Origin of the sequence: Rathayibacter sp. AY1B8 (assembly GCF_002932775.1) — a bacterium.
GTDB lineage: Bacteria > Actinomycetota > Actinomycetes > Actinomycetales > Microbacteriaceae > Rathayibacter.
Map to the genome: position 1 here is coordinate 1 of NZ_PSWJ01000043.1, position 14,365 is coordinate 14,365.

Below are 14,365 nucleotides of genomic sequence, written 5' to 3' on the forward strand. Positions count from 1 at the left end.
GCGGAGGGCGAGGATGCCCAGGACGACGGCGGCGATCCCGACGAGTGCTCCGAAGACCGGCCCGGCCGGCCTCGCCATCGCCGCACTCGTCGTCGGCATCGTCGCGTTCCTCGTCGGCCTCGTGCCGGTCTTCGGAGCACTCGTCGGGATCGCCGCCGTCGTCCTGGGCATCCTCGCCCTCCGCCGCGGTCAGTCGAAGGCGATGTCGATCACCGGCGTCGTCCTCGGCGGTCTGGCCGTCCTCGCCTCGCTCCTGACGACGATCGGCTTCGGAGCCGCCGTGAACTCCGCCTCGAGCGACCGCCCGGCGGCCGTGATCGTCGAGTCGTCCGAGCCCACGACCGCTCCCGTCGTGCCGGCCACGGAGGAGGCGGAGGTCGTCGAGACGGCGGAGCCCGCACCCGTCGAGACGGCGGAGCCCGCACCCGTCGAGACGGTCGCCCCTGCCCCGGCGCCTGTCGAGACGGCGGCTGCTGCGCAGGTCTCGCCCGAGTTCGCCTCGGCACTCATCAAGGCGCAGAGCTACTCCGAGATGCTCCACATGAGCAAGGCGGGACTGTACGGCCAGCTCACCTCCGAGTACGGGGAGCAGTTCTCGCCCGAGGCCGCGCAGTACGCGGTGGACACCGTCTCCGCCGACTGGAACGCCAACGCGCTGGCGAAGGCCAAGGACTACCAGGCCCAGATGGCGATGGCGCCGGAGGCCATCCGCGACCAGCTGACCAGCGAGTACGGGGAGCAGTTCACGAGCGACGAGGCCGACTACGCCATCGCGCACCTGAACGACTAGTCCCACTCGGACCGTCGCGGCACTGCGCGGCCACTGAGCAGGTCCTCCCGGAGCGCGCCGCCGTCCGTCGCCCACGACCCGGGCGGCGGACCACCGGAGCCGGTTCAGGCCAGGACGGCGAGGGTGACGGGGAGCGCCTCGCTCCACCTGCCGGTCAGCCGCTCCTCGCCCTCGAGGAACGGCGGCGCGAGGACCCGCGCGAGGACGAGAGTCAGACCGTCGGCCGAGGTCGTGGTGGTCCGTGCGTCGCTGCGGACGAGCACCGTCGACGGCGGCCCGGACGCTCCGGCGCCTGATCCGCTGCCCTGCACCGTCGCGGTCGGCGGGCGGACGATGCGCTGCCCGTCCTCCTCGAAATGCTGCTCGACCTCCCGGGCGCCGGTGCGGATCGCCGTGGCGAAGGCGGCGATCGCGACGGGGTCGCCGGCACCGTCGTAGACCCAGCGACGACCGAGGACGGTGTGCTCGACGGTCGTGAGGAGATGCGCGTCACCGCCGGTGAGAGGCGAGCCGCGGTAGGTCAGCGGCACCTGGAGCGGCGGCTGCCCGGTCGACTGGACGATCAGCGTCTCCACTCCCACCTCGCCGTCGGGGTCGTCGAACCGGTAGGCGCCGAGCTGCGTGAATCCGCCGCCCTCGCACCAGGGCTGCGTCGGCGCCCATGCCTCCACGATCTCGAGCTTCCCGGGGGTGATCGTCGCACGGTGCAGAAGGGCCATGCACCGAGAGTAGAGCCGGCCGATCCGTCCGGAGGAGTGCCCGTCAGCGAGCGGCGCCCGCCGTCGCCGACTCGGGCAGGCTGCTCATGGGGAGGGTGTACTCGCCCTTCAGCGCCGAGATCCAGACGGTGGTCGGGGCGACGGCGGCGAAGTTCGAGTTGAGCAGCGCCATCAGCGTGGTGTGCAGGGAGTGCGCGTCGATCGTGCCGGCGTCGTTCGCGATCGCGATCGCGCCCGTCGCGTCGGAGAGGACCTCGGCGCGGAGCCCGTGCGTCTCCGCCTCGGCGGCCGAGGCGAGGATGCAGTTGTTGGTCATGTAGCCGACGAGGGTGATCGTGTCGACGTCGTGCTCGCGGAGCCAGTCGAGCAGGTCGGTCCCCGCGAAGACCGTGCCGAACTGCTTCGTGACGTTCTTCCACGAATCCGAGCGGCGCTTCTCGATCTCCGGGTGCAGCGCGAAGGACGGACCCGACGGGTCGAAGATCGGCGCTCCCTCGCCCGCGCTGTGCTGGACGACGGCGATCGGGAGGCCCGCGGCGGCGGCGGAGTCCAGAGCGGCGGCGATCCTCGGCAGCGACTGCGCGTGCGGCGGGTACTGGATCTCGAGCGGACCGCTGAAGTACTCCTGCTGCACGTCGACGAGGATCAGTGCGCGGCGCGGTGTGGTCATGAGGGGCTCCCATCGGTGGCGGACGTCCCCGATCCTCCCGCCCGGGGCTGGGAGCGGCGGTCAGCCACGCGGCCCGCGACCCGGTCGTGCGCGCAGGCCCACACCTCCTCGTGCTCGAGCGGAGTGAGGACGCCGGCGTCGAGCAGCCGGTCGGCCCGCCGCAGCACGGCCGCGATCGCCGCCTGGTCGGCGACGGCGGGGGAGTCGACGTCCGCGATCACGAGCCGGCGGGCGCAGGCCCGGCGGAGGCGGCGGGTCGAGCGGGCCGAGAGGAGCAGGAGCGACGCGGTCGGCAGGGCGAGCGCGGCCAGCAGGACGAGTGGCAGCCGATCGAGCGCGAGCGTCCCGACGGCGCCGGCGGCCGTCACGGCCACGACCAGCTGCGGACCGGCCGCGTGCAGGTGGAGGCGCCTCCGCTCCTCGACGGAGGTGCCGGGCGCGAAGACCACGAGCTCGCTCCGGACGACGCCGTAGCGGCTCGCACCGACGGTGTGGCGGCCCCAGCGGGGGCCGGCGTCGAGGAGGCGGAGGAGCAGGTGCACGAGCGCCATCGTCGGCCCGCGACGGCGGGTGGGAGGGGATCCTGACGGAACGCGGACGCGTACCGGGCCGATCCGCACGGTCCGCTCGCGCGCCGCTCACGATGCCCTCACGACCCCCTCACGACGCGGGATCGCGCGTCGACGTCCCTCCCCAGCCGATTACCCGTGAGGAAAGCGTGAGGATCCGCTCATTCCGGGCGGGCGCGCTCCTCACGGCGAGTAGAAACATCCAGTGACCTCTTCCGTCGTCCGTGGCGACCCCGACGCCCTCGAACCCTCACCTCTCTCCTCCGCGCGCGCGGGCGGGGTGAAGGCGTGGCTCCTCGAGGGCCTCCGCGACGACTCCGGAGCGCACCCCGGCCCCCACGCGGCCACCGGCAGGACGCACTCGTGGTGGCGCGTCATGTGCCTCACCGGCGTCGACTACTTCTCGACCCTCGGCTACCAGCCGGCGATCGCGGCGCTCGCCGCGGGCCTCGTCTCTCCGCTCGCGACGATCGTCCTGGTGGTGCTGACGCTCCTCGGCGCGCTCCCCGTCTACCGCCGCGTGGCCCGCGAGAGCTTCCGCGGCGAGGGGTCGATCGCGATGCTCGAGCGCCTGCTGCCCTGGTGGGGCGGCAAGCTCTTCGTGCTCGTGCTGCTGGGGTTCGCGGCCACCGACTTCATGATCACGATCACCCTCTCGGCGGCCGACGCGACGGCGCACGCGGTCGAGAACCCGTTCGCCCCCGCCTGGTTCCACGGGGCGGAGGTGCCGCTCACGCTGGGGCTGATCGCCCTGCTGGGGATCGTGTTCCTGCGCGGGTTCCGCGAGGCCATCTCGATCGCGGTCGTGCTCGTGGCCGTGTTCCTCCTGCTCAACGCGATCGTGATCGCCGTGGCGATCGAGCACGTGGCCGAGAACCCAGTCGTCATCGGCGACTGGTGGTCGGCGCTCACGACCCAGCACGGGAATCCGCTGATCATGGTCGGCATCGCGCTCATCGTGTTCCCCAAGCTCGCGCTCGGGCTCTCCGGCTTCGAGACCGGGGTCGCGGTCATGCCGCAGATCCGCGGCGACGCGGGCGACACCGAGGACGCCCCCGTCGGCCGCATCCGCGGGGCGAAGCGGCTGCTCATCACCGCCGCCGTCACGATGTCGGCGTTCCTCATCACCTCGAGCTTCGTCACCACGCTGCTCATCCCGCAGGCGCAGTTCCAGCCGGGCGGCGAGGCCAACGGCCGCGCGCTGGCCTACCTCGCGCACGAGTACCTCGGCGAGGGCTTCGGCACGGTCTACGACGTCGCGACGATCTGCATCCTCTGGTTCGCGGGCGCCTCCGCGCTGGCAGGCCTGCTCAACATCGTCCCGCGCTACCTGCCCCGCTACGGCATGGCTCCGCAGTGGGCCGGCGCCGTCCGTCCGCTCGTGCTGGTCTTCACCGTCGTCGCCTTCGTCATCACGATCCTCTTCCGCGCCGACGTCGACGCGCAGGGCGGGGCCTACGCGACCGGCGTGCTGGTGCTGATCACCTCCGCGTCCGTCGCCGTGTTCCTCTCGGCGAAGCGCAGGAAGCAGCGCAAGCGCGCCGTGGGCTTCGCGGTCATCGCGCTGGTCTTCGTCTACACGACGGTCGTGAACGTGGTCGAGAGGCCCGACGGCGTGAGGATCGCGGCGGTCTTCATCGTCGGCATCCTCGCGGTCTCGCTCGTCTCGCGGGTGCACCGCTCGTTCCAGCTGCGCGCCACCTCCGTGGTGTTCGACGCCGCCGCGATCGACTTCCTCACCACGGACGCCGACGACTACGGCGTGATCCGCATCCTCGCGAACGAGCCCGACGACGGTTCCGAGGCGGAGTACCGGGACAAGCTGGCGGAGGAGCAGCGCGACAGCAACTTGCCGATGCGCGGCCCGGTGCTCTTCCTCGAGGTGCACACCACCGACTCCTCCGACTTCGAGGAGGACCTGGTCGTGCAGGGCCGCGTCTGCCACGGCTTCCGCGTGCTGACGGTGACCAGCGGCAACATCCCGAACACCATCGCCACGGTGCTGCTCGAGATCCGCGACCTCACCGGCGTGATCCCGGACGTCTACTTCGAGTGGACCGAGGGCGGCCCCATCTCGAACATGTTCCGCTTCCTCATCACCGGCACCGGCGAGGTCGCCCCCGTCACCCGCGAGGTCCTCCGCCGCGCGGAGTCCCGCCGCGACCGCCGGCCGGGCGTGCACGTGGGCTGACGCCTGCTGCGCGGCGGGGGCGTGGCGGCGCCGAGGTGCCGCTGCTGCTGCGGGATTCCGCCGAGACGCCTCTCCGTCATCGAGACACCGCTGCAGGAGCGGTGTGTCGGCGGAGGAGGCGGTGTTCCGGCGCGCGGCGGCCCCGTAGCGTGGGCGCGGGCGCCCGTCGGGGCGCCGACACCGACGAACGGACGACGATGACCCTCGAGGACCAGCGCGCGCACATCCTGACCGGCGCCGTGTACGACGACATGACCCCCGAGCTGGTCGCCGCGCGCGAGCGGGCGGTCCTCGCCTCGAACGCGTACAACGCGAGCTTCGGGCGTCCCCCGGTCGAGCGGGAGGCTCTACTCCGCGAGCTCGTCGCCTCCGTGGGCGCGGACGCGCACCTCGAGCCGACGTTCCGGTGCGAGTTCGGGTTCAACATCACGATCGGCGACCGCTTCTACGCGAACTTCGACTGCATCCTGCTCGACGGCGCCCCCATCACGATCGGCGACGACGTGCTGTTCGGCCCGCGCGTCTCGATCTACACGTCGAACCACGCCCTCGACCCGGCCGAGCGCGCGGCCGGCGCCTGCACCGCGAAGCCGGTCGTCGTCGGCGACGGCGTCTGGATCGGCGGCGGCGTCACGATCAACCAGGGCGTCACCATCGGCGACGGGGCCGTGATCGGCTCGGGCAGCGTCGTCACCCGCGACGTCCCTCCGCTCACCATCGCCGCCGGCGTCCCCGCCCGCGTCCTCCGCCAGATCACCCCCGACGACCGGACCGGCTACCGCCCGGCCCACTGACGCCGACTCACGTCGGCTCCGGAAGGCCGGTTGCGAGACGCCGGCCCCGAGACGTCGGCTCCGAGACGCCGCTCCCGGGCGGCGCTCGGACGGCAGGCGGCGATCCGCCCTCAGGACTTCACGGTCGACAGGGGCTCGGTGATGCTCTCGAGGCTGCGGCGCTCGGCGTCGACGCCGAAGATCAGGGCGATCACGCCGCCGAGGATCATCACGGCGGCGCCGACGAAGTAGCCGATCGTCAGCGGACCGCGGTCGCTGCCGTCGCCGATCAGCGCGCCGTAGAGGGCGGGGGCGACCGCTCCGGCGATCTGGCCGAGGGTGAAGAAGTACGAGATCGCCTGGCTGCGCAGCTCGAGCGGGAAGATCTCGCTCACGGTGAGGTAGGCGCTCGAGGCTCCGGCGGAGGCGAAGAAGAACGACACGCACCAGAGGATCGTCTGCGTCGTCGCGGTCAGGACGTCCATGCTGAAGAGGACCGCCGAGACGGCCAGGACCGCTCCCGAGACGCCGTAGGTGAGGAAGATCATCTTCCGCCGGCCCCACACGTCGAACAGGTGGCCGAGCACCAGCGGCCCGACGAGGTTGCCGATCGCGAACGGGAAGAAGAAGTACGAGATCGCGCTCTGCTCGACTCCGTAGAAGTTCTCGAGCACCAGCGCGTAGGTGAAGAAGATCGCGTTGTAGAGGAACGACTGGGTGATCATCATCGTCGCGCCCACCAGCGTCCGCTTCGGGTACTGCCGCAGCAGCACCCGGGCGATGGTGCGGAACGGGATGCTCTCCGTCGCCTTCACGGTGATCGCCTTCGCGTCGTCGACAGGCTCGAGCACGCCGCCTTCCGCCTCCACTCGGCGCTCGATCTCGTCGACGGTGCGCTCCGCCTCCTCCTCGCGGCCGTGCGTCATCAGCCAGCGGGGGCTCTCGGGGATGTGGCGGCGGAGGTAGATGATCGCCAGTCCGAGGATCGGGCCGAGGAAGAAGCCGAGGCGCCAGCCGACGTTCTCGGCGAAGAGCGCGTCGTTCAGGAAGAACAGGTTGGCCGCGGAGCCCAGAGCCGCGCCGCCCCAGTAGGTGCCGTTGATCGCGATGTCGACGCGGCCGCGGTACTTGGAGGGGATGAGCTCGTCGATCGCGGAGTTGATCGCCGCGTACTCGCCGCCGATCCCCATGCCCGCGAAGAAGCGGAACACGGCGAGGAAGACGTAGTTCGGCGCGAGTCCCGCCAGGCCGCTGGCGACCAGGTAGATGACGAGCGTCAGGATGAACAGCTTGCGCCGCCCGAGCTTGTCGCTCAGTCGCCCGAAGATCAGGGCGCCCGCGATCTGCCCGCACAGGTAGATCGTGCCGAGCAGGCCGACCTCGAAGGCCGAGAGCCCGAACTCCTTCGCGAAGCCGGCGGAGGCGACGATCTGGATCTCGAGTCCGTCCAGCACCCACGAGAAGCCGAGGCCGACGACGATCGACCAGTGGAAGCGGGTCCAGGGGAGCCTGTCGATGCGGGCGGGCACGAGGCTCCGGACCGGGCCGCGCGGACTGGTGGATGTCGACATGGCGAGCGCCTTCCTGTCGCCCCGGCGTCGTTGCGGAGGAACGCTGTCCCGAGCGCGGCGAGACGACACTAGACCCGCGGGCGGCTCCATATCGCCGGGCTATTCACCCCTTGTCACGGACCGCCGAGCGGGTGTATCCCGGGCATCGGTGCCCACCCGGAGGCGGAGCGAGGCGCGGTGGACGCGAGCCCGGATCCGTCCCGCGGGGCCTGACACCGCCCGCCTCCTCGGCCTAGCGTGGAGGCATGATCGACGCGACGCCCGCGGGCACCCCCACTTACGTCCTCAGCGAGGGGCCCGTCTGGGATCCGGACACCGCCCGCCTCACCTGGGTCGACATCGAGGCCGGCGCGGTCCTGTCCGCTCCCGTCACCACGGAGGGGATCGGAGCGATCTCGCGCACCGACGTCGGCGAGCAGGTCGGCGCCGCGCTGCCCCTGGGCGACGGGCGGACGCTCGTCGCGCTGACCCGACGGCTCGCGATCCTGGAGGTCGACGGCTCCCTCACGCGCGGCTCCGAGCTGCTGCCGGAGGGGCACCGCTTCAACGACGGCACGATCGACCCGCAGGGGCGCCTCCTGGTCGGCTCGCTGACCCTCGGCGAGTCGGCGGGCGACGACGTCCTGCTGCGCATCGAGCACGACGGATCCGTCACCGTGCTCGACGACGACCTGCGGCTCTCGAACGGACTCGGCTTCTCGCCGGACGGCTCTGTGCTGTACTCGGCCGACACCGAGTCGGGCGTGATCCGCCGCCGCTCCTACGCGGACGCCGAGCACGGCCCGCGCGAGCCGTTCGTCGAGCTCGAGGAGGGCGTGTTCGCCGACGGACTGACCGTGGACGCCGACGGCCGCGTGTGGGTCGCGGTCTGGGGCGGGAGCGGCGTTCGGGTGTTCGAGGCCGACGGCAGCCCGGTCGAGGGCGAGGGCATCAGGATCGACGCCCCGCACTCCTCCAGCATCGCCTTCGCGGGCGAGGACCTGGACATCGCGGTCGTCACCTCCGCATCACGCGACCTCTCGGCGGACGAGCGGGCGCGTCATCCGCACGCCGGCGGACTGTGGATCGCGCAGCCCGGAGCCCGCGGCCGCGCCGCCACGCGCTGGGTGGAGGGCCCTCTGCCCTAGGGGCGGCCGGTCGCCCGTCAGACGGCGGGCGTCGTCGGCGGGCTCGGCTCCGACGCGGGCTGCGGCACGAGGGTCAGCCGCGAGATGCGGTAGCGGTCCGTCTCGGCCACGCGGAGCAGGTGGTCGCCGACGAGCACGGAGTCGCCCACGACGGCCACACGGCCGATCCGGTCGAGGACGAATCCGCCGACCGTCTCGTACGGACCCTCGGGCAGCTCGATGCCCAGCTGCTCCGCCAGGTCCTCGAGGATCATCCCGCCGTCGACGTCGTGCAGCTGCTCGGCCGCCTTCGCGTCGACCGCCTGGCGGGCGCCGTCGTACTCGTCGTAGATCTCGCCGACGAGCTCCTCGAGCAGGTCCTCCAGCGTGATGATGCCGTCGGTTCCCCCGTACTCGTCGATGACGACGGCGATCTGGTGGCCGTCCTGGCGCATGGTGCGCAGGGCCGCGAGCACCTTCGTCGTGCCGGGGACCGCGAGGATCGGGCGGGTGATGTCGGCGACGCTGCTCGCGGTGCCGGCGCGTCCCGCCTCCGGGAACGCGGACATCAGGTCGCGCACGTGGACGAAGCCGAGCACGTCGTCGAAGTCGTCGCCGACCACCGGGTAGCGCGAGTGCGGCTGGTCGAGGACCGCCGCGTAGCCCTCGGCCACGCTGAGCGCGCCGCGGAGGAAGTCGACGTCCGGGCGCGGGCGCATCACCTCGGCGACGCGGCGGTCGTCCGCGCGGAAGATGTCGGTGAGCAGCCGGCGGCTGTCCTCGTGGATCTCGGTGTTGCTGGAGATCATGTCGCGCACCTCGTCGGCCGAGACGCTCTCGCCCTTCTCGCGCGGGTCGGCGCCGAGGAGGCGGACGACGGCGTCGGTCGAGACGGACAGCAGCCAGATCACGGGGCGCATCAGGCGCGCGAGGGCGTTGAGCGGGGGCGCGAGGGCCTTGGTGAACGCGACGGACTTCTGCATCGCCAGGCGCTTGGGGACCAGCTCGCCCAGCACCAGGGAGAGGTACGCGATGACGAGGGTCATCAGGATCAGGGCGACGGTGGAGGCGGCGGAGGCCGAGAGGCCGAGCGACTGCAGCGGCGGCACGAGGTCGGGCGCGATGGTCGAGGCGCCGTACGCCGAGGAGAAGAAGCCGGCGAGCGTGACGCCGATCTGGACCGCGGAGAGGAACGTGTTGGGGTTGCGGACGAGCTCGGCGATGCGCCGGCCGCGCTCGCTGCCGGCCTCGATCGCGCGGACCTGGCTCTCGCGGAGGCTGACGATGGCCATCTCGGTGCCCGCGAAGACGCCTCCGAGGAGGACGAACAGCACCACGAGGCCGATGTTGAGGAGGGTGTCGAGATCCACGCCGACCAGAGTAGGGATGCCGGCCGTGAGAACGCCTCGTGGACTTTCAGGGAGCGGGGTCGGGCGGGACGACGCCCCGCCCGCCCCTCGCTCAGGACGCGTCGGCCGGGCGCACGCCGATCGTGAGGATGAGGTTCGCGTAGATGCGGCGGTCGCCCGAGGCGATGGTGAGCGCGACGTCGGGGGTGCGCGCCTCGGCGTAGAAGGCGTGCCGCTCGAGCGAGGTGAAGGGGACGCCGTCGAGGGATCGGCGGAAGGCGTCCTGCGCGGGGACGTCGATGCCGGGCGCGGGGGTCATGACCGTCGCCTCCTCGACGACGATCGCCGAGAGCAGGGCGTCGAGGATCTCGTCGACGGTCAGCATGTCGGGCCGGAGGTTCAGGTGCACCAGGGCGGAGTTCGGTCCGAGCGTGGTGCCGACGGGGTAGTTGCCGTCGGCGATGAGGACGCGGGAGCCGTGGCCCGCGCGGGCGAGCGCGTGCAGGATCTCGGGGTGGAGGAGGGTCGTGGTCAGCAAGAGGAGCTCCTAGAGGTCGTGGAGGTGGGCGACGGACGAGCCGGCGAGCAGGCGGCCGGGGAGCCTCCGCTCCTGGGGGCCGGGCTGCTCCGCCCCGGAGTCGAGGCGGAGGCGGACGAGGGCGGCGGCCTCGGCGGCGATCGCCTCCGTCGGCTGGGCGATCGTGGTCAGGTGCGGGCGGACCACGCGGGCCAGCTCGACGTTGTCGAAGCCGACGACGGAGAGGTCCGTCGGCACGCGCAGTCCGGAGTCGCCGAGGGCGATCAGGGCGCCGACCGTCAGCTCGCGGTTGCTCGCGAACAGGGCGGTCGGCCGGGGGCTCAGGGCGAGGATCCGCTCGACGGCGGCGACCCCGCTCTCGACCGTCAGCGGGCCGCGCACCACGGCGTCGGCGGCGGGGTGGACGCCGCGCTCGGCCAGGGCGGCGAGGAAGCCGGCGGTCCGCTCCCGGGTGGAGGACACTCCGTCCTCCCCGCCGAGCACCGCGATCGAGCGGTGGCCGTGGTCGAGGAGGTGGCGGGCGGCGGAGGCGCCGGCGCCCGCGTTGTCGAGCGCGACGCGATCGGTGACCAGTGCGTCGTCGATCCAGTCGACGGCCACCACGGGGGTGCCCTGCTCGGAGGCGCGGCGCAGCGCGTCGACGTCGCCCGCGGACGGCACCGCCACGATCCCGTCGACCATCTTCTCGAGCAGCAGGTCGACCGCGGCTCCCGGCTCGGGGCGGCTCACGCCGACCAGCACGCCGATGCCCTCTCCGCGCAGGGCCCGCTCGAGGCCCGCGATGATCGAGAGGTGGAACTCGTTGTCGAGGGCGGGCAGCAGCACTCCGACCGTGCGGGAGCGCCGCGAGCGCAGGCCTCGAGCGAAGCCGTTGACCCGGAAGCCGACCTCGGCGGCCGCCGCCTCGATCGCCGCCCGGTTCTCGGGGCGCACGGGGAGCCCGTTGTAGTGCTTCGAGATGGTCGAGAGCGAGAGGCCGGTCAGCCGCTGCAGGTCCTTGTAGGTGGCCACGTCACAGGGTGGCGCGGGGAGAGCCGTAGCCGCTCCAGCCCGGGATCGTGCCGTCGGCGTCCCACAGGTCGAGCCAGCCGGAGCTGCCGGGCCAGAGGAAGACCTGGCCCTTGATCAGCCGGTTGTTGCGCTCGGCGCCGCGCAGCGCCTCCTGCTCCTCGGCCGTGAGCACCAGGGAGGCGGCGGCCAGGTTCGCCTCGATCTGCTCCGGCTTCACCGCGAACGGGATCGGGATCTGGCCGCGGTTCACCGCCCAGGCGAGGCACACGACGGCCGGATGCACGCCCCGCTCCTCGGCGATCGCCCGCACCGCGGAGTGCTCGATGTCGACGATGTCGCCCTCCACCCGATCGCGCTCCGGCCGCGACGGCGAGCCCAGCGGCGAGTAGCCGATCGGCTGGATGCGATGGTCGAGGCAGAAGCGGAACAGCTCCGGCTGCTGGAAGCAGGGGTGCAGCTCCATCTCGTTCAGCTGCGGGGCGATGCGGACGTCGGCGAGGATCCGCTCGAGCTTGGGGATCGTGACGTTGGAGGTGCCGAGGTGCCGGACGAGGCCCCGGTCGACCATGCTCTCGAGCGCGCGCCAGGTCTCGAGGAACGCCTCGTGGACGTACGGGCGGGCGTGCGGATCGCGAGCGTCGGTCTCGGCGTGCGGCGGGTGGTGGTTCGGGAAGGGCCAGTGCACGAAGACGGCGTCGAGCACGTCGAGGCCGAGGTCGGCGAGCGAGCGCTCGACGGAGGCGACGGCCGCCGCGGGCTCGTGCGCGTCGTTCCAGATCTTCGACATGACGAAGAGCTCGTCGCGGTCGACTCCGGAGTCGGCGATCGCCCGGCCGACGCGCGGCTCGTTGCCGTAGACGGTGGCGCAGTCGAGGAGGCGGAAGCCGGCGCGGAGGGAGTGCTCGACCGCGAGGCCGACGGTCTCGGCGTCGTAGCGGTCGGAGCCGAACGTCCCGGCGCCGATCGCGGGGATGCGGCTGCCGCTCGCGAGGACGCGGTGGCTCGGCGGAGTGGGGGCCATGCGGATCCTCCTGGTGCGGCGGCGGGAGCGAAACGTTGCGCTTCACGGTAGGCGGGGGAGGGTAGCGGCGTCAACGATGCTGTGGACCGATGTGCGTAACGTTTCGTGCGGTGGGTGCTTTCGTCCTCCGTTCCTGCCCCGCCCCCCTCGAAACGCCAATAGTTGTCGCACTCGCGCGCGACTGCGACGACTACTGGACTCTCGAGCCGCGCGCTCGGCTCGCTCGCGCGAGAACGCAGGAGCCGCCGCACTCGAGGTCGACTGCGACGACTCCTGGACTGTCGAGAAGAGCCCCGCCCCTCCGCTCACACCAGCCGGCGCGACTCCTCCGTGACCACGCGGAACCAGCGCGCGCCGTAGCCGCCGAGGGGCACCGACACGGCGCCGTCTTCGCCGAGCGGGAGCGACTCGCCGCCGAGGGAGTCGACCAGCCGCGCCCCGGCGGGGGTGTCGGGGAGCGTCAGGTGCGCCGTGCGCGGGTTCGACGCCAGGTTGTGCACCGCGACGGTCGTGCCGGTCGACGCGGACATCCGGTGCACGAGCACGCTCGGCTCGTCGCAGGGGAGGTGCGTGTACTCGCCCCAGCCGATCTCCGGCGACCGCCGGTACAGCCAGGCGAGGCCCTTCACGTGGGCCAGGAGGGAGTCCGGATCCTGGAGCTGCGCGGCCGCGTTCACGTGCTCGGGTCCGAAGCCGCCGCCGGGAGGGGCGGCGATCAGGTCGGAGGCGTCGGCGCGCGAGAACCCGCCGTTGGCGGCGCTGCTCCACTGCATCGGGGTCCGAACGGCGCTGCGGCCCGGGATGTCGGCGTTCTCGCCCATCCCGATCTCCTCGCCGTAGTAGAGCACCGGGGTCCCGGGCAGCGAGAAGACCAGGCTGTGGACCAGGCGGACGCGGCGCGGGTCGCCGTCGACCATCGGCGGGAGGCGGCGGACGATGCCGCGCCCGTGGATCCGCTGCGACTGCTCCGGAGCGAACGCCGCGAAGACCTCGTCGCGCTCGTCGTCGCTCAGCTGGTCGAGGGTGAGCTCGTCGTGGTTGCGCGCGAAGTTCGCCCACTGGCTGCCGACGGAGATCTCGGGGCGGCTCGCGAGCGCCTCGACGAGCGGCGCCGCCTCCTCCCGGGCCAGCGCGAGGTAGAGGCGCTGGTTGCCGATGAAGTCGAACTGCATCGACAGCTCGTCCGCGTCCTCGCCGCCGAAGAAGCCGAGCTGCTCCTCGCGGGTCACGTTGACCTCGCCCAGCAGCATCGCCTCGCCGGAGCGCCGCGAGACGAAGCGGCGCAGCAGGCGCAGCCACTCGTGCTCGTCGCGGGCGCCGGGCTCGATCAGGTACGGCACCGCGTCGACCCGGAAGCCGTCGACGCCCAGCTGCAGCCAGAACCCGATGAGCTTCGCGATCTCGTCGCGCACGGCCGGGTTCTCGGTGTTGAGGTCGGGCTGGTGCCGGTAGAAGCGGTGCAGGTAGTACTGGCCCGCCTCCTCGTCACGGAACCAGACGCCGTCCTCCGCGTCCGGGAACACGTTCGCGGGCTGATCGGCGGGCGGCTCGTCGCGCCAGACGTAGTAGTCGCGGTACGGGCTGTCGGGGGAGGAGCGGGCGGCCTGGAACCAGGGGTGCTGGTCCGAGGTGTGGTTGACGACGAGGTCGACGATCACGCGCATCCCGCGGTCGTGGGCGGTCCGGATCACCTCGACGACGTCGCCGTGGTGCCCGAAGCGCTCGTCCACTCCGTAGAAGTCGCTGATGTCGTAGCCGTTGTCGCGGCCGGGGGACCGATAGAACGGCGCGAGCCAGAGGCAGCTGACGCCGAGCTCGGCCAGGTAGTCGATCCGGTGGACGAGGCCCTCGAGGTCGCCGACGCCGTCGTCGTCCCAGTCCATGAACGTCTTCACGTCGAGGTTGTAGAAGACGGCGGTGCGCCACCACAGGTCGCTGGTGTCGGTGACCCTCATGCGCGGGGCTCACAGGACGTGGGTCGCGGGACGGGGCTCACAGGACACGGCTCGCGGCTCGCGGCTCGCGGGATGCGGGATGCGGGACGCGGGACACGGGAC

General features: G+C 72.2%; 13 protein-coding genes. 4 read left to right on the plus strand and 9 right to left on the minus strand.

The features are described 5' to 3' along the window. Positions 1-13: 13 nt before the first annotated feature. Positions 14-790, plus strand: coding sequence for an Ltp family lipoprotein (locus tag C5C63_RS16315; RefSeq protein ID WP_258065482.1), 777 nt, complete (start codon positions 14-16; stop codon positions 788-790). Between the two features lie 104 nt (positions 791-894). Here the strand turns inward: C5C63_RS16315 and C5C63_RS16320 are convergent, their stop codons facing one another. Genes C5C63_RS16320 through C5C63_RS16330 form a run of 3 tightly spaced genes read right to left on the minus strand, consistent with a single transcriptional unit; the run spans position 895 to position 2,721 of the window. Continuing rightward, entirely contained in the window at positions 895-1,509 is a 615-nt protein-coding gene (locus tag C5C63_RS16320; RefSeq protein ID WP_104326439.1) for a hypothetical protein, read from the minus strand. 43 nt (positions 1,510-1,552) lie between these two features. Further along, positions 1,553-2,179: an isochorismatase family protein gene (locus tag C5C63_RS16325; RefSeq protein ID WP_104248270.1), complete on the minus strand. Its 627-nt coding sequence runs from the start codon at positions 2,177-2,179 to the stop codon at positions 1,553-1,555. Further along, the gene (locus C5C63_RS16330; protein WP_146086422.1) at positions 2,176-2,721 is read right to left on the minus strand and encodes a DUF6611 family protein; all 546 of its coding nucleotides are present in this window, start codon (positions 2,719-2,721) and stop codon (positions 2,176-2,178) included. Before C5C63_RS16330 ends, C5C63_RS16325 begins: the two co-directional genes overlap by 4 nt. A gap of 232 nt (positions 2,722-2,953) precedes the next feature. Here C5C63_RS16330 and C5C63_RS16335 point away from each other — a divergent pair, with 232 nt between their 5' ends. Both C5C63_RS16335 and C5C63_RS16340 read left to right on the plus strand, forming a co-directional pair. Beyond that, entirely contained in the window at positions 2,954-4,939 is a 1,986-nt protein-coding gene (locus C5C63_RS16335) for an amino acid permease (protein ID WP_374954104.1), read from the plus strand. A gap of 197 nt (positions 4,940-5,136) precedes the next feature. Continuing rightward, a complete protein-coding gene (locus C5C63_RS16340) occupies positions 5,137-5,733 on the plus strand; it encodes a sugar O-acetyltransferase (RefSeq protein ID WP_104317852.1) in 597 nt (198 codons plus the stop codon). Positions 5,734-5,843: 110 nt separating this feature from the next. Here the strand turns inward: C5C63_RS16340 and C5C63_RS16345 are convergent, their stop codons facing one another. Continuing rightward, positions 5,844-7,283, minus strand: coding sequence for an MFS transporter (locus C5C63_RS16345; protein ID WP_104225083.1), 1,440 nt, complete (start codon positions 7,281-7,283; stop codon positions 5,844-5,846). 245 nt (positions 7,284-7,528) lie between these two features. Here C5C63_RS16345 and C5C63_RS16350 point away from each other — a divergent pair, with 245 nt between their 5' ends. Beyond that, a complete protein-coding gene (locus tag C5C63_RS16350; protein ID WP_104268029.1) occupies positions 7,529-8,410 on the plus strand; it encodes an SMP-30/gluconolactonase/LRE family protein in 882 nt (293 codons plus the stop codon). A gap of 17 nt (positions 8,411-8,427) precedes the next feature. Here the strand turns inward: C5C63_RS16350 and C5C63_RS16355 are convergent, their stop codons facing one another. The 5 genes from C5C63_RS16355 to C5C63_RS16375 all read right to left on the minus strand — a co-directional run bounded on the left by C5C63_RS16355 (position 8,428) and on the right by C5C63_RS16375 (position 14,263). Then, positions 8,428-9,759, minus strand: a complete 1,332-nt coding sequence (locus tag C5C63_RS16355; protein ID WP_104227326.1) for a hemolysin family protein — start codon at positions 9,757-9,759, stop codon at positions 8,428-8,430. A gap of 91 nt (positions 9,760-9,850) precedes the next feature. Further along, complete coding sequence (locus C5C63_RS16360; RefSeq protein ID WP_104225080.1) at positions 9,851-10,276, minus strand: RbsD/FucU family protein; 426 nt, start codon at positions 10,274-10,276, stop codon at positions 9,851-9,853. A gap of 9 nt (positions 10,277-10,285) precedes the next feature. Continuing rightward, the gene (locus tag C5C63_RS16365; RefSeq protein WP_104261685.1) at positions 10,286-11,287 is read right to left on the minus strand and encodes a LacI family DNA-binding transcriptional regulator; all 1,002 of its coding nucleotides are present in this window, start codon (positions 11,285-11,287) and stop codon (positions 10,286-10,288) included. A gap of 1 nt (position 11,288) precedes the next feature. Beyond that, positions 11,289-12,308: an aldo/keto reductase gene (locus C5C63_RS16370; protein WP_104326442.1), complete on the minus strand. Its 1,020-nt coding sequence runs from the start codon at positions 12,306-12,308 to the stop codon at positions 11,289-11,291. 305 nt (positions 12,309-12,613) lie between these two features. Then, on the minus strand, positions 12,614-14,263 hold the full coding sequence (locus C5C63_RS16375; protein ID WP_104326443.1) for an alpha-amylase family protein: 1,650 nt from the start codon (positions 14,261-14,263) through the stop codon (positions 12,614-12,616). Positions 14,264-14,365 lie beyond the last annotated feature (102 nt).

What these genes read in the sequence shown, in the direction of transcription:
- C5C63_RS16315 (WP_258065482.1), top strand. Translation starts at nt 14, where the DNA reads ATGCCCAGGACGACGGCGGCGATCCCGACGAGTGCTCCGAAGACCGGC.
- C5C63_RS16320 (WP_104326439.1), bottom strand. Translation starts at nt 1,509, where the DNA reads ATGGCCCTTCTGCACCGTGCGACGATCACCCCCGGGAAGCTCGAGATC.
- C5C63_RS16325 (WP_104248270.1), bottom strand. Translation starts at nt 2,179, where the DNA reads ATGACCACACCGCGCCGCGCACTGATCCTCGTCGACGTGCAGCAGGAG.
- C5C63_RS16340 (WP_104317852.1), top strand. Translation starts at nt 5,137, where the DNA reads ATGACCCTCGAGGACCAGCGCGCGCACATCCTGACCGGCGCCGTGTAC.
- C5C63_RS16345 (WP_104225083.1), bottom strand. Translation starts at nt 7,283, where the DNA reads ATGTCGACATCCACCAGTCCGCGCGGCCCGGTCCGGAGCCTCGTGCCC.
- C5C63_RS16350 (WP_104268029.1), top strand. Translation starts at nt 7,529, where the DNA reads ATGATCGACGCGACGCCCGCGGGCACCCCCACTTACGTCCTCAGCGAG.
- C5C63_RS16370 (WP_104326442.1), bottom strand. Translation starts at nt 12,308, where the DNA reads ATGGCCCCCACTCCGCCGAGCCACCGCGTCCTCGCGAGCGGCAGCCGC.
- C5C63_RS16375 (WP_104326443.1), bottom strand. Translation starts at nt 14,263, where the DNA reads ATGAGGGTCACCGACACCAGCGACCTGTGGTGGCGCACCGCCGTCTTC.